This is a genomic window from Streptomyces sp. NBC_01498 (assembly GCF_036327775.1).
Lineage (GTDB): Bacteria > Actinomycetota > Actinomycetes > Streptomycetales > Streptomycetaceae > Streptomyces.
Map to the genome: position 1 here is coordinate 5,247,097 of NZ_CP109598.1, position 19,106 is coordinate 5,266,202.

Annotated in this window: 19 protein-coding genes; 11 read left to right on the forward strand and 8 right to left on the reverse strand. The window is 70.3% G+C overall.

What is annotated here, in order from left to right; translation table 11 throughout:
• Positions 1–494: 494 nt before the first annotated feature.
• The 5 genes from fabF to OG875_RS22455 form a co-directional block, all read right to left on the reverse strand.
• On the reverse strand, positions 495–1,757 hold the full coding sequence (fabF, locus tag OG875_RS22435) for a beta-ketoacyl-ACP synthase II (RefSeq protein ID WP_330176014.1): 1,263 nt from the start codon (positions 1,755–1,757) through the stop codon (positions 495–497).
• Positions 1,758–1,836: 79 nt separating this feature from the next.
• Positions 1,837–2,085: an acyl carrier protein gene (locus OG875_RS22440; protein WP_330176015.1), complete on the reverse strand. Its 249-nt coding sequence runs from the start codon at positions 2,083–2,085 to the stop codon at positions 1,837–1,839.
• Between the two features lie 72 nt (positions 2,086–2,157).
• Positions 2,158–3,159 carry a ketoacyl-ACP synthase III gene (locus OG875_RS22445; protein ID WP_330176016.1) on the reverse strand — a complete coding sequence of 334 codons (1,002 nt, stop codon included), beginning with the start codon at positions 3,157–3,159 and terminating at the stop codon, positions 2,158–2,160.
• 15 nt (positions 3,160–3,174) lie between these two features.
• Positions 3,175–4,098 (reverse strand): ACP S-malonyltransferase, encoded by a 924-nt coding sequence (locus tag OG875_RS22450; protein ID WP_330176017.1) that lies wholly within the window; start codon positions 4,096–4,098, stop codon positions 3,175–3,177.
• Positions 4,099–4,187: 89 nt separating this feature from the next.
• Entirely contained in the window at positions 4,188–5,387 is a 1,200-nt protein-coding gene (locus OG875_RS22455) for a PucR family transcriptional regulator (protein ID WP_330176018.1), read from the reverse strand.
• 40 nt (positions 5,388–5,427) lie between these two features.
• On the opposite strand from OG875_RS22455, the gene OG875_RS22460 reads away from it, so the two are divergent.
• Entirely contained in the window at positions 5,428–6,099 is a 672-nt protein-coding gene (locus OG875_RS22460; protein ID WP_330176019.1) for a pirin family protein, read from the forward strand.
• On the opposite strand, the gene OG875_RS22465 is transcribed toward OG875_RS22460, so the two are convergent.
• Positions 6,100–6,912 carry a serine hydrolase domain-containing protein gene (locus OG875_RS22465; protein WP_330176020.1) on the reverse strand — a complete coding sequence of 271 codons (813 nt, stop codon included), beginning with the start codon at positions 6,910–6,912 and terminating at the stop codon, positions 6,100–6,102.
• A gap of 111 nt (positions 6,913–7,023) precedes the next feature.
• Here OG875_RS22465 and OG875_RS22470 point away from each other — a divergent pair, with 111 nt between their 5' ends.
• A complete protein-coding gene (locus OG875_RS22470) occupies positions 7,024–7,527 on the forward strand; it encodes a MerR family transcriptional regulator (protein ID WP_330176021.1) in 504 nt (167 codons plus the stop codon).
• Entirely contained in the window at positions 7,524–8,549 is a 1,026-nt protein-coding gene (locus OG875_RS22475) for an aldo/keto reductase (RefSeq protein WP_330176022.1), read from the forward strand. The genes OG875_RS22470 and OG875_RS22475 overlap by 4 nt, the downstream gene beginning before the upstream one ends.
• 18 nt (positions 8,550–8,567) lie before the next feature.
• Here OG875_RS22475 and OG875_RS22480 read toward each other — a convergent pair whose 3' ends face one another.
• Entirely contained in the window at positions 8,568–9,467 is a 900-nt protein-coding gene (locus tag OG875_RS22480; RefSeq protein WP_330176023.1) for a DUF4429 domain-containing protein, read from the reverse strand.
• Positions 9,468–9,801: 334 nt separating this feature from the next.
• Between OG875_RS22480 and OG875_RS22485 the strand changes: the two genes are divergently transcribed.
• Together OG875_RS22485 and OG875_RS22490 are read left to right on the forward strand one after the other, a co-directional pair.
• Entirely contained in the window at positions 9,802–10,254 is a 453-nt protein-coding gene (locus OG875_RS22485) for a peptidase inhibitor family I36 protein (RefSeq protein ID WP_330176024.1), read from the forward strand.
• 135 nt (positions 10,255–10,389) lie between these two features.
• Entirely contained in the window at positions 10,390–10,584 is a 195-nt protein-coding gene (locus OG875_RS22490; protein WP_330176025.1) for a hypothetical protein, read from the forward strand.
• Between the two features lie 252 nt (positions 10,585–10,836).
• On the opposite strand, the gene aceE is transcribed toward OG875_RS22490, so the two are convergent.
• Positions 10,837–13,581, reverse strand: coding sequence for a pyruvate dehydrogenase (acetyl-transferring), homodimeric type (gene aceE, locus OG875_RS22495; protein ID WP_330176026.1), 2,745 nt, complete (start codon positions 13,579–13,581; stop codon positions 10,837–10,839).
• A 580-nt stretch (positions 13,582–14,161) separates the two neighbouring features.
• Here aceE and OG875_RS22500 point away from each other — a divergent pair.
• The 6 genes from OG875_RS22500 to OG875_RS22525 all read left to right on the forward strand — a co-directional run bounded on the left by OG875_RS22500 (position 14,162) and on the right by OG875_RS22525 (position 19,106).
• A complete protein-coding gene (locus OG875_RS22500) occupies positions 14,162–14,599 on the forward strand; it encodes a DUF3052 domain-containing protein (RefSeq protein WP_330176027.1) in 438 nt (145 codons plus the stop codon).
• A gap of 262 nt (positions 14,600–14,861) precedes the next feature.
• Positions 14,862–15,440 (forward strand): peroxiredoxin, encoded by a 579-nt coding sequence (locus tag OG875_RS22505; protein ID WP_330176028.1) that lies wholly within the window; start codon positions 14,862–14,864, stop codon positions 15,438–15,440.
• 221 nt (positions 15,441–15,661) lie between these two features.
• Complete coding sequence (locus OG875_RS22510) at positions 15,662–16,237, forward strand: TerD family protein (RefSeq protein ID WP_330176029.1); 576 nt, start codon at positions 15,662–15,664, stop codon at positions 16,235–16,237.
• A 213-nt stretch (positions 16,238–16,450) separates the two neighbouring features.
• A complete protein-coding gene (locus OG875_RS22515) occupies positions 16,451–17,026 on the forward strand; it encodes a TerD family protein (protein WP_330176030.1) in 576 nt (191 codons plus the stop codon).
• 51 nt (positions 17,027–17,077) lie between these two features.
• Positions 17,078–18,211, forward strand: a complete 1,134-nt coding sequence (locus OG875_RS22520) for a DUF475 domain-containing protein (RefSeq protein ID WP_330176031.1) — start codon at positions 17,078–17,080, stop codon at positions 18,209–18,211.
• Positions 18,212–18,374: 163 nt separating this feature from the next.
• Entirely contained in the window at positions 18,375–19,106 is a 732-nt protein-coding gene (locus tag OG875_RS22525; protein ID WP_330176032.1) for a TerD family protein, read from the forward strand.

Sequence of the window (19,106 nt, forward strand, 5' to 3'; positions counted from 1 at the left end):
CTCCCGGAGAAGGCCGGAGGCCCGGCTCCCGTCGACGACGGGAGCCGGGCCTCGGAGGTGTGTACGGAGCGCCGGGCGGGCCGTGTGGGCGCCGTACGACGCGGGTCCCACGCGGGCGGCGCCGCTTTCCGGACCGGCGCGGGCGCCGGCGTACCCGGCGTGGGCCCGGACGCGGCGGGGTCCGGGCCGTACCGCCCGAACGTGCCTCCCGGAGAAGGCCGGAGGCCCGGCCCCCGTCATCGACGGGGGCCGGGCCTTCCGGTTGCTCGTACGGGGAAGTCGCCCCGGCAGCCGCGATCTTCCCCCGTGGGCCCATGGGCCGTGGGAGAACCGAGCCGGCCTCGTGCGAGCGTCACGAAGCGGGTGTGCGCCGCGCGGGCGGCCGTGCCGGGCACCGTGAACTCCGGCCCGCGGGCGTGCAGGGCCGTGCCGGGCCCGGCACGGGCGTCAGGTACGCGACCTTCCGCACGCGTCAGCCCGGCCCGGCGCGCGGGTCAGATCGAACGGAGCGCCAGCACCACGTTGTGGCCGCCGAAGCCGAACGAGTTGTTGATCGCCGAGATCGGGCCCTCGGGCAGCGCCCGCGGCTCGTCGCGCACGATGTCCGCCTCGACCTCCTCGTCCAGGTCGTCCACGTTGATCGTCGGCGGGGCCAGCCGGTGGTACAGCGCGAGCACCGTCGCCACCGTCTCGATACCGCCCGCGCCGCCCAGCAGATGCCCGGTCATCGACTTCGTGCCCGAGACCGCGACATGGTCCAGGTCGTCGCCCAGCACCCGGCGCAGCGCCTTGATCTCCGCGATGTCCCCCTGCGGGGTGGAGGTGGCGTGCGCGTTCAGGTGCACGATCTCCGAGGGCTTCATACCGGTGTTGTCCAGCAGATGCCGCATCGCCGCCGCCACCCCGCGCCCGCTGGGCTCCGGCTGCGCGATGTGGTGGGCGTCGGCGGACAGGCCCTGGCCCAGCACCTCGCAGTAGACGCGCGCGCCGCGCGCCGCCGCGTGCTCGGCGGACTCCAGGACCACCACGCCCGCGCCCTCACCGAGGACGAAGCCGTCACGGCCCTTGTCGTACGGGCGGGACGCCTTGGTGGGCTCCTCGTTGTTCTTGGACATCGCCATCATGTTGGCGAACGCGGCGACCGGCAGCGGGTGGATCGCCGCCTCCGTGCCGCCCGCCACCACGACGTCGGCGCGGCCGGTGCGGATCATCTCCACCGCGTAGCCGATCGCCTCGGCGCCGGACGCGCAGGCGGAGACCGGGGTGTGCACGCCCGCCTGGGCGTTGACCTCCAGACCCACGTTGGCGGACGGGCCGTTCGGCATCAGCATCGGCACGGTGTGCGGGGAGACACGGCGTACGCCCCGCTCCTTGAGCACGTCGTACTGGTCGAGGAGGGTGGTCACGCCGCCGATGCCCGAGGCGATGACCGCGCCCAGCCGTTCGGGGGCGATGTTCTCGTCGTCACCGGCCTTGGCCTTGTAGCCCGCGTCCGCCCACGCCTCGCGGGCCGCGATCAGCGCGAACTGCGCCGAGCGGTCCAGCTTGCGGGCGAGGGGACGGGGCAGGACCTCGGACGGGTCGACCGCGGCGAGCGCGGCGATCCGGACGGGCAGTTCGGCGAACCGCTCGTCCTCGAGGGTCCTGACACCCGAGCGGCCCGCGAGCAGACCCTCCCAGGTCGATGCGCTGTCGCCACCCAGCGGTGTGGTTGCGCCGATACCGGTGACGACCACGGTGCGATTGGTCGGGCTCACTGGAATTCTTTCTCCACGTGTAGAGGGTGCGGAATTTTTACGGCGCCACCACCGGGTGGCGTCAGCCGCGCGGCCTGGTTCAGCCCTGGTGCTTCGCGATGTAGTCGGCGGCGTCGCCGACGGTCTTCAGGTTCTTGACGTCGTCGTCCGGGATCTTCACGTCGAAGCGCTCTTCGGCGGCGACGACGACCTCGACCATGGACAGCGAGTCGACGTCCAGGTCGTCGGTGAAGGACTTGTCCAGCTGGACGTCCTCGACCGGGATGCCGGCGATCTCGTTCACGATCTCCGCGAGACCGGTGACGATCTCTTCCTGCGTGGCGGCCATGTGGGCGCTCCTTCGATATTTCAGCGTGAGCAGAGGGATTTGTACGAGCACGGTCCGGAAGATCCGGTGCGCCTAGGGGAGGGTAACGACCGTCGCGGCGTACACGAGACCCGCCCCGAAGCCGATGACGAGGGCGGTGTCACCGCTCTTCGCCTGACCGGTCGCCAGGAGCCGCTCCATCGCGAGCGGGATCGAGGCGGCCGAGGTGTTGCCGGTGGTTTCCACGTCACGGGCGACCGTGACGTGCTCCGGCAGCTTCAGAGTCTTCACCATCGAGTCGATGATCCGCATATTGGCCTGGTGCGGAATGAAGACGTCCAGGTCCGCCGAGGTGATCCCGGCCGCGTCGAGGGCCTGCTGGGCGACCTTCGCCATCTCGAAGACGGCCCAGCGGAACACCGCCTGGCCCTCCTGCGTGAGGGCGGGGAACTTCTCGACCGTCCCCCTGCGGTAGTCGTCCCACGGCACGGTCTGCGTGATGGTGTTCGACTTGTCGCCCTCGGAACCCCAGACCGTCGGACCGATCTCGGGCTCCTGCGACGGGCCGACGACGACCGCTCCGGCACCGTCGCCGAACAGGAACGCGGTGGCCCGGTCCTCCAGGTCGGTGAGGTCGGACAGCCGCTCCACACCGATCACCAGGACGTACTCCGCCGAACCCTCGACGACCAGGCCCTTGGCGAGCGTCAGCGCGTAACCGAAGCCCGCGCAGCCCGCCGAGATGTCGAACGCGGCGGGCCTGCCCGCCCCGATCCGGTCGGCGATCTCCGTCGCGACGGCCGGTGTCTGCTTGAAGTGCGAGACCGTCGAGACGATCACGGCGCCGATCTGCTCCGGGGTGATCCCGGCGTCCGCGACGGCCTTGCCGGACGCCTCGACCGACATCATCGCCACGGTCTCCTCGTCGGAGGCCCAGTGGCGGGTCGCGATACCGGAGCGCGAGCGGATCCACTCGTCGGACGAGTCGATCGTCTCCAGGATCACCTCGTTGGGCACCACGCGCGTCGGGCGGTAGCCGCCGACCCCCATGATGCGGGCGTAGGGCGCGCCCTGGCTGGGCCTGATCTTCGCCATGCTCTCTCGGGCTCCTTAGGCAGCGTGCTCTGCGACGATCTCGCGAGCCGCGTCGAGGTCGGCGGGGGTCTTCAGCGCGAGGGTCCTCACCCCGGGCAGGGCCCGCTTGGCGATACCGGTCAGCGTGCCGCCGGGGCACAGTTCGACCATCGCCGTCACGCCCCGCTCCGTGAACGTCTCCATGCACAGGTCCCAGCGGACCGGGTTGGCGACCTGACCCACCAGACGGGCGACCACCTCGGCGCCCGTGGACACAGTCTGCCCGTCCTTGTTGGAGACGTACGGGAGCACCGGGTCTGACACGTCGAGCTTTCCGGCCGCTTCCGCCAGCCGAGCCACCGCCGGAGCCATGTGCTCGGTGTGGAAGGCGCCCGCGACCTTGAGGGCGACCACGCGCCGTACGCCCGCAGGCTTGTCCGCCTCCAGGGCGGCCAGCTGCTCCAGCGTGCCGGCGGCCACGATCTGCCCGGCCCCGTTCACGTTCGCCGGGGTCAGCCCCAGCTTCTCCAGATGCGGCAGGGTCACCTCGGGGTCGCCGCCGAGCAGCGCCGCCATCCCGGTCGGGGTGATGCCCGCCGCCTCCGCCATGGCCAGCCCGCGGGTACGGACGAAGCCCAGCGCGGCCTCCTCGCCCAGCACACCCGCGTACACGGCGGCGGTGATCTCACCGACGCTGTGCCCCGCGACCGCGCCCGCTCTGTCGCCGACGATGTCGCGCAGCGCGCCGGCGGACAGCAGTCCGGCGGCGACCAGCAGCGGCTGGGCCACCGCGGTGTCCCGGATCTCGTCCGCGTCGGCCTTCGTGCCGTAGTGGACCAGATCGAGGTCGAGCGCGGCCGACCAGGACCGCAGCCGGTCTTCGGCACCGGGAAGGTCGAGCCAGGGAGTCAGGAAGCCGGGCGACTGGGCGCCTTGGCCGGGAGCGACGAGTACGAGCACTCTCACACTCTCTCTCGCGGACGGCCTCCGCCGCCCGTGGGGACAAGGACGAAGAACCGTCGGGGGAATTGTTGGTGTCCCACAAAACCTTAGGAGGGCGATTCCCCGTCGGCCAGCCTCCCCAAGATCAGCGCGATCCGCAGAGTGAAAGCGGACCGCACGTCCGAGGGGGACCATCCGGTGACGTCCGTCACACGTCGGAGCCGGTAGCGCACGGTGTTGGGGTGCACGAACAGCATCCGCGCGGCCCCTTCGAGACTGCTCGCCTGCTCCAGATACACACTCAGCGTCTCCAGCAGCGCCGAGCCCGCCTCTTCCAGCGGTCTGTAGATCTCCTCCACCAACTGCTCACGCGCGGCAGGATCCGAGGCGATCGCGCGTTCCGGCAGCAGATCGTCCGACAGCACCGGACGCGGCGCGTCCTGCCACGCCGCGCACGCCTTCAGCCCGGCCGCCGCCGCCTGCGCCGACCGCGTCGCCGCCAGCAGGTCGGGCACCACCGGCCCCGCCACCACCGGCCCCGCCGCGTACGGCCCGATCAGCGCCTTCGCGACCTGGAGCGGATTGTCGCTGCCGCCCGCGATGACGACCAGCCGGTCCCCGAGCACCCCGGTCAGCACCTGGAGTTTGGCGTGCCGCGCGGCCCGGCGGATCGCCTCCACCGTCAGCTCGCTGTCCCCGTCGGGGGCGGTGCCCAGCAGCACGCACACGTGCTCCGGCGAGTTCCAGCCCAGCGCGGACGCCCGCGACACCGCGCCCTCGTCGGCCTCCCCGGACAGCACCGCGTTCACCACCAGCGACTCCAGCCGCGCGTCCCAGGCGCCCCGCGCCTCGGCGGCCTGCGCGTACACCTGCGCCGTCGCGAAGGCGATCTCCCGCGCGTACACCAGCAGCGCCTCACGCAGCACCGACACGTCGCCCGGCGCCGCGACCTCCTCGATGGCCGACTCCATGACCTCGATGGTGGTGCGCACCATCTCCACGGTCTGGCGCAGCGTGATGGCCCGCGTCAACTCGCGCGGCGCCGTGCCGAACACATCGGTGGAGATGGCCTGCGGGGTCTCGGGGTGCCGGAACCACTCGGTGAACGCGGCGATACCGGCCTGGGCCACCAGACCGATCCAGGAACGGTTCTCCGGCGGCATCGCGCGGTACCACGGCAGCTTCTCGTCCATGCGGGCGATCGCGTTCGCGGCCAGCCGGCCGGCGGACTTCTCCAGCCGGCGCAGGGTCGCGGGATGCGGATGGGCTTCGTTCGCGGGTTCAGGCACGGGACAAGACTGCCTCATCAGGGCGGCCGTGTGCCGGGCCGGGTCTACCGTGGGGAACGTGATTTCCGTCCGGTACGCCGACGACCGTCATCCCGGCGGTGATCTCCCCGCCGGGATCGAGTCCTTCCACGCCTTCTCCTTCGGGCAGTTCTACGCACCCGACAACCTCCGGTTCGGCGCCGTGATCGCCTGCAACGAGGAACGGCTGCGGCCCGGCGCCGGTTTCGACGAGCATCCGCACAGCCACACCGAGATCGTCACCTGGGTCGTCGAGGGCGAGCTGACCCACCGCGACTCCGCCGGCCACGCCACGGTGGTGCGCCCCGGCGACGTCCAGCGGCTGAGCGCGGGCGGCGGCGTCCGGCACGTGGAGCGCAACGACGGGGAACAGCCGCTGGTCTTCGTCCAGATGTGGCTCGCACCCCTGGTGCCCGGCGGCGCGCCCCGGTACGAGATCGTGCGCGGTATCGCCGACTCCACGCCGTACGCGCTCCCCGAGGCGGGCGCGCTGCTGCACGTGCGCCGGCTCCCGGTGGGCGCGCGGGCCGCGATCCCCGCGGCGGCGTACGCGTATCTGCACGTCGTACACGGCCTGGTGGTCCTCGCGGGGGTGGAACTCGGCCCCGGCGACTCCGCGCGGATCACGGACTCCGACGGGCTCGAACTGGCGGCGGAGGAGCGGTCCGAGGTGCTGATCTGGGAGCTGGCCCCCGATCCGGCACGGGCCTGACTACCGCAGCTCGGCCAGCACCGCGTCCGTGAACGGCGGCCACGCCTCGATCGCCCACGGGCCGAAGTCCCGGTCGGTGAGCGCCACGCACGCCGCGCCCGCGTCCGGGTCGACCCACAGGAACGTACCGGACTGCCCGAAATGCCCGAACGTACGCGGGGACGACGAACCGCCCGTCCAATGTGGCGACTTGCCGTCCCTGATCTCGAAGCCGAGCCCCCAGTCGTTGGGCTTCTGCTGCCCGTAGCCCGGCAGTATCCCCGCCAGTCCCGGATGCGACACCGTCATCGCCGCCAGCACCGTACGGGGGTCGAGCAGCCGGGGCGCCTGGAGTTCGGCGGCGAAGGCGGTCAGGTCGTCCACCGTCGAGACCCCGTCGCGGGCGGGCGAGCCGTCCAGCGACGTCGACGTCATCCCGAGCGGTTCGAGGACCGCCTGGCGCAGATACTCGCCGAACGGGATGTCCGTGACCTTCGTCAGGTGCTCGCCCAGCGCCTCGAAACCCGCGTTCGAGTAGATCCGGCGGGTGCCGGGCGGGGCGGTCACCCGGTACTCGTCGTAGGCCAGACCACTGGTGTGCGCCAGCAGATGGCGGACCGTGGAACCCTCGGGGCCCGCCGGCTCGTCCAGCTCGACCGCCCCCTCCTCGTACGCCACCAGTACCGCGTACGCGGCCAGCGGCTTGGTCACCGACGCCAGCGGAAAGCGGCGCGAGAGGGGGCCGTGCGACCCGCTCACCGTGCCGTCCGCGCGTACGACGGCCGCCGCGGCCACCGGCACCGGCCAGTTCTCGATCATCGCCAGGCTCTGCATGGTCCCGAGCGTAGACGGGCCCGTCCGGCGGGCCGACGCCGGTGCGGGAAGGGACGCAATTCACCCGGTGTCACTTGCTTCGAGCGCACTCCAGGGTTTTACGGTGACGGTATGACGCTGATCGAGAGCACCGCGGTCCGGACGGACACCGGAGCCGTCACCGGAGCCGGTCCCGGGACGGAGACCGAGGACATATGCGTGGCGCCGCCGCCCACGCATCCCCGCCCGGCCGGCGAGGACCGGTACACGATCAGCGAAGTGGTCGCCTTCACCGGCCTCACCGCGCACACCCTGCGCTGGTACGAGCGGATCGGACTCATGCCGCACGTCGACCGCTCCCACACCGGGCAGCGCCGCTTCACCAACCGCGACCTCGACTGGCTCGGCCTCGTCGGCAAACTGCGCCTCACCGGCATGCCGGTCGCCGACATGGTCCGCTACGCCGAACTCGTCCGGGAGGGGGAGCACACCTTCGACCAGCGGGTGGACCTGCTGGAGCGGACCCGGCACGACGTACGTGCCCGGATCGCCGAACTCCAGGACACCCTCGCCGTACTCGACCACAAGATCGACTTCTACGCCGGTGCGCACCGCGCGTCGGAAAGGGCGTCATGAACACCACGGGAAACACAGAGAAGATCGCCGAAGTCACCCTCGGCACCGGCGGACCCACCGTCGGTGTCCAGGGCTTCGGCGCCATGGGCATCAGCGAGTTCTACGGAGGCACCGACGAGACCGCCGCGAGGGACACCCTCGAAGCGACCGTCGAGGCCGGGGTCACCCTCATCGACACCGCCGACGTCTACGGGCGCGGCGCCAACGAGACGTTCCTCGCGCCGTTCGTCGCCGCCCACCGCGACGGGATCACCCTCGCCACCAAGTTCGGCATCGAACGCTCCGACGACCCCGACTTCCGGGGCATCCGCAACGACCCCGCGTACATCCGCACCGCAGTCGAGGGCTCCCTGCGGCGGCTGGGCGTCGACGTCATCGACCTCTACTACATGCACCGGCACAACCCGGCCGTCCCCTTCGCCGAGTCCGTCGGCGCCCTGGCCGAGCTGGTCGCCGCAGGCAAGGTCAAGCACCTCGGCCTCAGCGAGGTCACCGGGGCCGAACTGCGCGAGGCGCACCGGGTGCATCCCATCACCGCCCTCCAGTCCGAGTGGTCGCTGTTCTCCCGCGACACCGAGACGTCCGCCGTCGCCGCCGCCGCCGAACTCGGCGTCGCCCTCGTCCCGTACTCACCGCTCGGCCGCGGGTTCCTGACCGGTTCCTTCACCCAGGCCGAGACGGAGCTGAAGGGCGCCGACATGCGGCGGTCCCAGCCCCGCTTCACCGGCGACAACGCGGCCCGGAACGCCGCGCTCCTGGAGCCGGTGCGCACCGTCGCCGCCGCGCACGGCGCGACCCTCGGGCAGATCGCGCTCGCCTGGGTGCAGCAGCGCGCCCAGGCACACGGGCTGACCGTCGTCCCCATCCCCGGCACCCGCAGCCGCGCGCGCCTGCTGGAGAACGCCGCCGCCACCCGGATCACCCTCACCCCCGGGGAGCTGGCGATCCTGGAGCCGATCGCCGGACGGGTCGCCGGCGACCGCTACCCCGACATGTCGGCGACGGCCGCCGCCCGCGAGTAGCGATCCGCACTACGCGCGTCACAGCTCGGCCAGCAACTCGGCCTTCTTCGCGCTGAACTCGTCGTCCGTCACCAGCCCCGCCCGGTGCAACTCCCCGAGATGCCGGATGCGTTCGGCGATGTCCGCCGGGTGGCGGCGGCCCGACGCGATCGCCGGCACCGGGACGGGGCCGGGCCCACCGCTCCCGGCGGGGCCCGGCCCCGACGTCCGTACGGCCGCCAGCACCGCCGCCGCGAACGGCAGCGACTCGTGCACAGGCCCGTAACCGAGGCCGAAGACCACGGCCGTCGGGTCGTGATCGGCCCGCGTGAACTCCCGCCGGTCCTCGCCCCGGCGCACCATCCGCAGATGGCCGTCGAACACCTCGGGTGAACGCCACTCGACGCCGCTCAGCTCCGGGACGGCGAAACTCTGGTCGCCCTGCTTCCACTTCGCGGACGACGCCCCGGTCCAGAACCAGCGGAAGGTGACCTTCGACCCGTCGAAGGACACCTTGCCGTCGTACGCCTTGAAGTGCAGGGGCGCCGGGGGAGCGGCCACCAGGAAACGCTCGGCGGGCTCCCCGGCGTCGGCCGGCCCGGCGGCGGTGAGCGCGGCGCGCAACTCGTCCGCGTAGTACTCCGCGAGCGTCTCGCGCTCCGCCGGCAGCACCAGCCGGTACGGATCGCCGGAGTCCCGCAGCTGACCGTCCGCCGCCTCCATCAACGGGTCGGCGCCCGGCCGGGGGACGGCGCGCAGCACCACCGTGCCGCGCTTGCCCGGGGAGAGCGTCACCGACGCCAACGCCGCGTGCGGGACGCGCCGTTCGCGCAGCGCCTGGAACAGTTTCGGCGTACGTATCCCCCGTCCGAAGCGGATGAGCACGGAGTCGCTGTCGAACTCCCAGGTGGCATGAATTCCGGCCAGCACATCACCCATATGCCACATCCTAGGCGGCGAACGCTCCCACGTCCCCTCTTCGAACCGGTGAGTTCTACGCGCGTCAGGTGCCCGGGGGGCGTGCGCGGGAGGCCGTGCGCGGGCCTCCCGGGCCGGAGCGCGCGGTTCCCCGCCGGCCCCCGGCGAGGGGCTGCCGTGCTCCGGCGGACCGGTCGGCGTCAACACCGTGCGATTCGGCGCGGCGGCCCGGCCCGGCGCTCCCGGCGGCTCCGTCGCCTGTTCGGGTGGTGTACGGCGAGACCCCCTTCCCGCCGGGCGGGCCGCCGGGTCAGAGTGCGCACAACTGATCGGCACCACACGGGGGTTCACCATCATGCGTACGACCACGCCTGCCGTCCTGCCCGCACGCGCCGCCACGCGCGGGGGCACAGGCGCCCTCACGCGCGGCGCCAGGCACGCCACACTGCTCACCGCGGCGACCCTGGCCGCAGCGACGGCCCTGCTGCCCGCCGCCACCCCGGCCGCCTCCGCAGTCGCCGTACCGCGCGGCGCGTGCGGACCCGGCGAACTCTGCCTCTGGGGAAAGCCGGACTTCAAGGGCGCCCGGCAGATCCACGAGCTGTTCCGCACGGAGATCCAGAGCTGTGTCCCGCTGCCGCCCGGCACCGACGCCCAGTCCCTGGCCAACCGCACCGGACGGCCCGTCACCACCTACCAGTCGCACGAGTGCGAGGAGACCGGCGAGTTCGAGACGTACCCCGGCAAGGGCACCTGGGTCCCGCAGTCGCCCTACCGCGTACGGGCCTTCAAGGTCTGGGAACGCTGAGCGGGGGTACCCGCAGTTTCAGACAGCCCACATCCACCGACACAGGGAGTGATGATGACGGGCTTCGGAAACACCCGGACACGCAAGCACCCTCGTTCACGCGGCCGGATGGGGTCACGGAACGGGACGGACCGCGTGACCATCGGAATAGTCGGCCTGGTCTTCGCCGTCCTGGGCCTGTTCGTCCTGTCGATCGTGCTCGGCCCGCTGGCCATCGTGCTGGGCTGGCTGGGCATGGGCCGGCGCTGGAGCACCGCGTACGTACCCGCGGTGATCGCCTTCGCGCTCGGCATCGTCGACACCGTCCTGGCGCTCATGTGGCTGGTCTGACCGGCCACTTCGGGACCGGGTACGGAGACGGACCCCGGGTCCTGTCCGACCCGTCGGACAGGACCTGACAGCGTCCGGCCGGACCGGTGTGCGGCCGGCTGTCGTACCGTCGCTCTCCCACGCCCGACCGGGCAGGGCGGCACCCGACAGCCGGCCCATTCCCGCGCCGACGGGCGGCACCTGGCCGCGTACGGGCGGTGGCCGGCCCCGTGTCCACGGAACCGGCCACCCACACCCTCGGTCGGAGACGCCCTACGCGTCGCCGCCCGCCACGCCCGGCTCCGCCGCCGCCACGTCCAGCAGCTGGTAGCGGTCCACCGCCTGCTTCAGCAGGGAGCGGTCCACCTTGCCCTCCCGCGCCAGCTCCGTGAGGACCGCGAGCGCGATCGACTCCGCGTCGATGTGGAAGAACCTGCGGGCCGCGCCCCGGGTGTCCGCGAAGCCGAAACCGTCCGCGCCCAGTGACTGGTACGTCCCCGGCACCCAGCGCGCGATCTGGTCCGGCACCGCGCGCATCCAGTCCGACACCGCGACGAACGGGCCCTCGGCGCCGGAGAGTTTGCGCGTCACGTACGGGACCCGCTGCTCCTCCTCCGGGTGGAGCAGGTTGTACCGCTCCACCTCGACGGCGTCCCGGCGCAGCTCGTTCCAGGACGTCGCCGACCAGACGTCGGCCCGTACGTCCCACTGCTCGGCGAGGATCCGCTGGGCCTCCACGGCCCACGGCACGGCCACCCCGGACGCCAGGATCTGCGCCGGGATCGACCCGCTCTCGCCCTTCCTGAAGTGGTGGACGCCCTTGAGGATGCCCTCGACGTCCACGTTCTCGGGCTCGGCCGGGTGCTGGATCGGCTCGTTGTAGACCGTGAGGTAGTAGAAGACGTTCGGGTCCTCGCCCGGATGCGGCTGCCCGTACATCCGGCGCAGCCCGTCCTCCATGATGTGCGCGATCTCGAAGCCGAACGCCGGGTCGTAGCTGACACAGCCCGGGTTGGTCGAGGCGAGCAGCTGCGAGTGCCCGTCCGCGTGCTGAAGCCCCTCACCGGTCAGCGTCGTACGGCCGGCGGTCGCGCCCAGGACGAAACCGCGCGCCAGCTGGTCGGCCATCTGCCAGAACTGGTCGCCGGTCCGCTGGAAACCGAACATCGAGTAGAAGACGTACACCGGGATCATCGGCTCGCCGTGCGTCGCGTACGCCGAACCCGCGGCGATCAGCGACGCCGTGCAGCCCGCCTCCGAAATGCCGTCGTGCAGCATCTGCCCGGTCGGCGACTCCTTGTAGGCGAGCAGCAGTTCCCGGTCGACCGACTCGTACTGCTGACCGAGCGGGTTGTAGATCTTCGCGCTCGGGAAGAACGCGTCCATGCCGAAAGTGCGGTACTCGTCGGGCGCGATCAGCACGAAACGCTTGCCGATCTCCTTGTCCCGCATGAGGTCCTTCAGCACCCGCACAAACGCCATGGTCGTGGCGATCGACTGCTGGCCGGACCCCTTCTTCGCAGCCGCGTACGCCTTGTCGCCGGGCAGTTCGAGCGCCTTGGCGCGCACCACCCGGGTCGGTACGTACCCGTCCAGGCTCCGCCGGCGGTCGTGCATGTACTGGATCTCTTCCGAGTCCCGGCCCGGGTGGTAGTACGGCGGCTGGCCGTCCTCCAGCTCCTTGTCCGAGATCGGCAGGTGCAGCCGGTCCCGGAAGCCCTTCAGGTCCGAGACCGTCAGCTTCTTCATCTGGTGCGTCGCGTTGCGGCCCTCGAAGTTCGGACCCAGCGTCCAGCCCTTCACGGTCTGCGCGAGGATCACCGTCGGCTGGCCCTTGTGCGCCTTCGCCGCCGCGTACGCCGCGTACACCTTCTTGTGGTCGTGCCCGCCGCGCCCCAGATGCAGGATCTGCTCGTCGGTCATGTTCTCGACCATGGCGCGCAGCCGCTGGTCGTCCCCGAAGAAGTGGTCGCGGATGTACGCGCCGGTCTCCGTGGCGTACGTCTGGAACTGGCCGTCCGGCGTGGTGTTCAGCCGGTTCACCAGCACACCGTCGCGGTCCTGCGCCAGCAGCGGGTCCCAGGAGCGGTCCCAGACGAGCTTGATGACGTTCCAGCCGGCGCCCCGGAACTGCGACTCCAGCTCCTGGATGATCTTGCCGTTGCCGCGCACCGGGCCGTCGAGCCGCTGAAGGTTGCAGTTGACGACGAACGTCAGGTTGTCCAGCCCCTCGCGGGCCGCGATCGACAGCTGGCCGAGCGACTCGGGCTCGTCCATCTCGCCGTCGCCCAGATACGCCCACACGTGCGACCGCGAGGTGTCGGCGATGCCGCGCGCCTCCATGTAGCGGTTCATCCGGGCCTGGTAGATCGCGCCGAGCGGGCCGAGGCCCATCGAGACGGTCGGGAACTCCCAGAAGTCCGGCATCAGCCGCGGATGCGGATAGCTGGACAGCCCGTCCGGGGCCTTCGACTTCTCCTGGCGGAAGGCGTCGAGCCGCGCCTCGCTGAGCCGGTCCAGCAGGAAGGCGCGGGCGTAGATGCCGGGGGAGGCGTGGCCCTGGAAGAAGATCTGGTCGCCGCCGTCACCCCCGTCCTTGCCCCGGAAGAAGTGGTTGAAGCCCACGTCGTACAGGGACGCGGAGGACGCGAAGGTGGCGATGTGACCGCCGACGCCGATGCCGGGGCGCTGCGCGCGGGAGACCATCACGGCGGCGTTCCAGCGCGTCGCGTTGAGGATCTTCCGCTCGATCTCCTCGTTGCCGGGGAAGAACGGCTCGTCCTTGGTGGCGATCGTGTTGACGTAGTCGGTGCTGCGCATCTCGGGCACGGCCACGCGCTTCTCGCGCGCCCGCTCGATCAGGCGGAGCATCAGATAGCGGGCGCGCTCACGCCCCCGTTCGTCGACGGCGGCGTCGAGCGAGTCGAGCCACTCCTGGGTCTCCTCGGGATCGAAGTCCGGGACCTGGCTGGGAAGGCCGCCAATGATGATCGGGTTGCGATCGGATCCGGAAGCCACACTTTTCCTTCGCTGTTCGGGTCGTGTCGCGCCTCGCGACCGGGCCGGCGCCGGTCCTGAGACCGTTTACGTCGTCCCCCGCGGGGCACCTGGGGGTCCTGCTGGGTACTGCGCTGATGCGTGCGGGTGCCTGCCTCTGCCGCAGCCGGGGGAGAGGAGCGGGGAGCGGGCCGTACGGCGCCTCCATCGTGTACCGCGACGACGGAAACGTCACCTCTACCGAGGGGTAACCCGCACCCGGCGGCGGATTCCGCCCGATCATGGCGCCCGCCCGGGTTCCGGGCCGGGCGAAACCGCAATCTTACGCCCAAGGCGCCCATGGGTTTCGTTCGGCCGTTCGGACGCGAATGGCGTATCGATGCCGCGTAGGATGACAAAGAGGGCGGAAAGTCCGCCGGGGGATTACGGCCGGTGTTACAGGGGTGTCAGGAGATGCGACGAAGCGGCCCGGAACGTACCCGTTTCGGCGGTCTCGGCCGTCGGGTACTTGCGCGATCCGCCCGGCCCGTGTGGACTACGGCCAGCACCCCGCGTACGCGCGTGGCTGAAGCATTTTCCAAACATGATCAGGAGGCAATCCGTGAGCGCGACCGCGGACCACGCGGAGGAACGGACCAACGTTGCCGCGAGGCTTGGGTTCGAACCCGGACAGGTGGTCCAGGAGATCGGCTACGACGACGACGTCGAGCAGGAGCTCCGTGAGTCCATCGAGGCCGTCATCGGCCAGGAGCTCGTCGACGAGGACTACGAGGACGTGGCCGACGCCGTCGTGCTGTGGTTCCGCGACGACGACGGTGACCTGACGGACGCGCTGGTGGACGCCATCGGTCTGATCGAGGAGGGCGGCGCGGTCTGGCTGCTGACGCCCAAGACCGGCCGTGCCAACTACGTCGAGCCCAGCGACATCAACGAGGCCGCCCAGACCGCCGGCCTGGCTCAGACCAAGAGCATCAACGCCGGCAAGGACTGGACGGGCAGTCGGCTGGTCACGCCCAAGGCGGCGAAGTCCAAGCGCTGAGACCAGGCACGGGAGAGCGGGCGCCGAGCAGGCACCGCATCCGAGCGCGACAGCCGGAGCGGGGGCCCGGACGACCTGCCCCGTGATCCTCGTACGCACTGACGGCCCCCGTCGGCACCCGCCGCCGGGGGCCCTTGCGTAGGCTGGCGGAATCGGCCGCGGGGCCCGTCGCGCACGGTCCGGCGCGGCCGGGAGAGCGGCGAGGAGCCGGAGCCCGGTCCCACGGAGCCGGGGTGCGAGGGAACGACGGGGAGGACGGCGGATGACCGGGGCAGTGACGGGCACAGGGGCGGCGGCGGCGGGGACGGGCAGCGGCGGGATCGCGGTCGGCACCGTGGCGCCGGACTTCACCCTGAAGGACAACCACGGGCGGACCGTAAGGCTCTCCGACTTCCGGCGCGGCCCGGACGGCGACGGCCACGACGGTGACGATCGCGAAGGTCAGGGCGGTCGGGGCGGTGACGACGGCGCCAGGAACGTGGTCCTGCTCTTCTACCCCTTCGCCTTCACCGGCGTCTGCACCGGTGAGCTGTGCGCGCTCCGTGACGAACTGCCCACCTTCGTCAACGACGACACCCAGCTGCTCGCCGTCTCCACCGACTCCATCCACACCCTGCGGGTCTTCGCCGAGCAGGAAGGGCTGGAGTACCCGCTGCTGTCGGACTTCTGGCCGCACGGGCGGATCTCGCGGGCGTACGGGATCTTCGACGAGGACAAGGGCTGCGCGCTGCGCGGCACGTTCATCATCGACAAGGAGGGCGTGGTGCGCTGGTCGGTCGTCAACGGCCTGCCGGACGCGCGCGATCTCGACGACTACGTCAAGGCCCTCGCCGCTCTGTGACGACAACTCGCCACGTGATGTGACCGTCGTCGGCGAAAAGCCTTGTGGGAACGGAATTGTCCGCCGTAAACCGCACAAGGGGTGGGAACCGGTCACTAGGATCCAGTCGTTGATCCGAATGCCAACCGCACCAGGGGGCGCGCGACGCGCGGCGACGGCTGCCGGAGCGGCCGGGGCCGGGGCCCGTCCGCGCCCCTGTGAGACTCATCAAGGGAGGACTCGTGGGAGTCAGCCTCAGCAAGGGCGGCAACGTGTCGCTGACCAAGGCCGCGCCCAACCTGACCGCGGTCACCGTGGGTCTGGGCTGGGACGTCCGTACGACCACCGGCACCGACTTCGACCTCGACGCCAGCGCCCTGCTGACGAACGCCGAGGGCAAGGTCGCCGGCGACGGGAACTTCGTCTTCTTCAACAACCTGCGGAGCCCCGACGGCTCCGTCGAGCACACCGGTGACAACACCACCGGTGAGGGCGAGGGCGACGACGAGGCGATCAAGGTCAATCTCGCCGGTGTCCCGGCGGACGTCAGCAAGATCGTGTTCCCGGTCTCCATCTACGAGGCGGAGGCCCGCCAGCAGTCCTTCGGTCAGGTGCGCAACGCGTTCATCCGCGTCGTCGACCAGGCGGACAACAACGAGCTGGCGCGGTACGACCTGACGGAGGACGCCTCGACCGAGACGGCGATGGTGTTCGGCGAGCTTTACCGAAATGGCGCCGAATGGAAGTTCCGCGCCATCGGACAGGGGTATGCCTCTGGCCTGCGTGGTATCGCGCAGGACTTCGGAGTCAACGTCTGAGCCGCGGTTCCGCCCCCGTCCGGCGCCGCGCGTTCCCGTGCGGCGCCGGACGCGCCTCACCGTGCGGGTCCCGGCCCGCACACGACCAGGTACGAGCGGCGAGTGCGCGCGGCCCGTACGAGCACCACGTACACGCATGTGCACACGCACGACGGGTACGGCGTCAGGCGCGCCGCATCCGGTATCTCGTCACCTCGGGGAGGACTCACCATCATGGGCGTCACACTCGCCAAGGGGGGCAATGTCTCCCTCTCCAAGGCCGCACCGAATCTCACCCAGGTGTTGATCGGTCTCGGCTGGGACGCGCGCTCCACCACCGGAGCCGACTTCGACCTCGACGCCAGCGCGCTGCTCTGCCAGTCGGGGCGGGTGCTCGGCGACGACTGGTTCATCTTCTACAACAACCTCACCAGCCCCGACGGCTCCGTCGAACACACGGGCGACAACCTCACCGGTGAGGGCGACGGCGACGACGAGTCGCTGCTGGTCAACCTCACGGCCGTGCCCGCCCATGTCGACAAGATCATCTTCCCGGTGTCGATCCATGACGCCGACACCCGGGGGCAGACCTTCGGCCAGGTCAGCAACGCGTTCATCCGGGTCGTCAACCAGGCCGACGGCCAGGAGCTCGCCCGGTACGACCTGACGGAGGACGCCTCCACGGAGACCGCGATGATCTTCGGCGAGCTGTACCGCTACGGGGGCGAGTGGAAGTTCCGGGCCGTGGGACAGGGGTACGCGTCGGGCCTGCGGGGCATCGCTCTAGACTTCGGGGTCAACGTTTCGTAAAGCAGTACTCTGCGCGGGGGAAAACCCGTTCATCACAAGATGGGGTAGGCAGTGATCCTGAAAACCTTCGGCTGGTCGTTCGCCATTACGGCGCTCGGCCTTGCCTTCGCGGCCTGGCAGTGGGGGTGGGAGGCGTTCGGGATCGTACTGATCCTGTCCATCCTTGAGATCTCTCTGTCGTTCGACAACGCCGTTGTCAATGCGGGGATCCTGAAGAAGATGAATGCCTTCTGGCAGAAGATCTTCCTCACCGTCGGCATCCTGATCGCCGTGTTCGGAATGCGACTGGTGTTCCCGGTCGCCATCGTGGCGATCAGCGCCAAGGTCGGCCCCATCGAGGCCGTCCAACTGGCCCTGGACAAGCCGGAGCAGTACGAGGCGCTGGTCACCGACGCGCACCCGGCGATCGCCGCCTTCGGTGGCATGTTCCTTTTGATGATCTTCCTGGACTTCATCTTCGACGAGCGTGAGTTCAAGTGGCTCGGCTGGCTGGAGCGCCCGCTGTCGAAGCTGGGCAAGGTCGACATGCTGTCGGTCTGCGTCGCGCTGATCATTCTGCTCGTCACGGCGATGACGTTCGCCACCCACGCGCACACCAGCACCGGGTACCAGGACAAATCGGCGACCGTACTTCTATCCGGTGTCGCCGGTCTGATCACCTATCTCGTGGTCAACGGCCTCTCCAGCTTCTTCGAGAACAAACTCGAAGAGGAAGAGGAACGTGAACACGAGGAAGAGGAGAAGGCCAAGGCGGAAGGCAAGCAGGTGTCGGCCGTCGGCCTCGCCGGCAAGGCCGCGTTCTTCCTCTTCCTCTACCTCGAAGTCCTGGACGCGTCCTTCTCGTTCGACGGAGTCATCGGCGCCTTCGCCATCACGAACCACATCTTCTGGATGGCGCTCGGCCTCGGTATCGGCGCGATGTATGTCCGGTCGCTCACCGTCTACCTCGTCCGTCAGGGCACGCTCGACGACTACGTCTATCTGGAGCACGGCGCGCACTACGCGATCGGCGCGCTCTCCCTCATCCTGCTCATCACCATCGAGCACGAGATCAGCGAGATCATCACCGGCCTCATCGGTGTGGTGCTGATCGCCGCCTCCTTCTGGTCATCAGTGGTCCGCAACAAGCGAGTTGAGGCTGAAGGTGGCGAAGATTCGGAGGACAGGACAACAGTCCACGTCTGAGTCCGCCCTCGGGGTGTGACCAGCGGGGGACAGCGGGAACGCTCTTGAGCGGGGCGGTCTGAGGCGGAAGCCTTCCGGCCGCCCCGCTGTTCATGTTCGCGGGGCGCCGCGCGGGGCGTCCGTCGCGTCCGACGACCGGGGAAAGATGGGGGTGGGGGCAGGCATGGCCTTCTGGGACAATCTGTGGCGTGGCAAGGCGGTGGAGTTCGACTCGGGCAGCTCCTCGAACTCGATCGAGCTGACCAAGCGCCGCCCGACGGTGTCGCTCACCAAGCAGGGCGCGGCCACCGGGAATCTGCGGGTGAATCTGTCGTGGCGGATGCGGACGTCCGACATCGAGGGACGGTCCCGGCAGAGCGGACTGCTGCGCCATCCCTTCAAACTCTTCAAGCCCGACGTGGTGCAGGCGCACACCCAGGGTGTGGTCAACGTCGACCTCGACATCGGGTGCATGTACGAACTGGCCGACGGCACCAAGGGTGTGGTGCAGCCGCTCGGCGGCTTCTTCGGCAGCCTCAACGAGGCGCCCTACATCAAGCTCAGCGGCGACGACCGCTTCGGCGCCCCGTCGGGCGAGACGATATTCATCAACCTCGACCAGCGTGACGAGATCAAACGGCTGCTCGTCTTCGTCTACATCTACGACCGCACTCCGGCCTTCGACCGCACACACGCCCACGTCACCCTGTATCCGAGCAACGGTCCCCGGATCGAGATCGAGTTGGACGAACGGGCTCCGCAGGCGCGGTCCTGCGCGGTGTTCTCGCTCCAGACGGTCAAGGGCGAGCTGGTGGTGCGGCGCGAGGTGAAGTTCGTGTACGGCTTCCAGGCGGAGCTGGACCGGCTGTACGGGTGGGGGTTGCAGTGGGGCCGGGGCTACAAGACGAAGACCTGA

Coding starts and splice junctions, on each gene's coding strand:
- OG875_RS22465 (WP_330176020.1), bottom strand. CDS start 6,912: ATGCAGAGCCTGGCGATGATCGAGAACTGGCCGGTGCCGGTGGCCGCG.
- OG875_RS22505 (WP_330176028.1), top strand. CDS start 14,862: ATGACCGGGGCAGTGACGGGCACAGGGGCGGCGGCGGCGGGGACGGGC.
- OG875_RS22455 (WP_330176018.1), bottom strand. CDS start 5,387: ATGAGGCAGTCTTGTCCCGTGCCTGAACCCGCGAACGAAGCCCATCCG.
- OG875_RS22515 (WP_330176030.1), top strand. CDS start 16,451: ATGGGCGTCACACTCGCCAAGGGGGGCAATGTCTCCCTCTCCAAGGCC.
- OG875_RS22475 (WP_330176022.1), top strand. CDS start 7,524: ATGAACACCACGGGAAACACAGAGAAGATCGCCGAAGTCACCCTCGGC.
- OG875_RS22485 (WP_330176024.1), top strand. CDS start 9,802: ATGCGTACGACCACGCCTGCCGTCCTGCCCGCACGCGCCGCCACGCGC.
- OG875_RS22470 (WP_330176021.1), top strand. CDS start 7,024: ATGACGCTGATCGAGAGCACCGCGGTCCGGACGGACACCGGAGCCGTC.
- OG875_RS22480 (WP_330176023.1), bottom strand. CDS start 9,467: ATGGGTGATGTGCTGGCCGGAATTCATGCCACCTGGGAGTTCGACAGC.
- OG875_RS22445 (WP_330176016.1), bottom strand. CDS start 3,159: ATGGCGAAGATCAGGCCCAGCCAGGGCGCGCCCTACGCCCGCATCATG.
- OG875_RS22440 (WP_330176015.1), bottom strand. CDS start 2,085: ATGGCCGCCACGCAGGAAGAGATCGTCACCGGTCTCGCGGAGATCGTG.
- OG875_RS22525 (WP_330176032.1), top strand. CDS start 18,375: ATGGCCTTCTGGGACAATCTGTGGCGTGGCAAGGCGGTGGAGTTCGAC.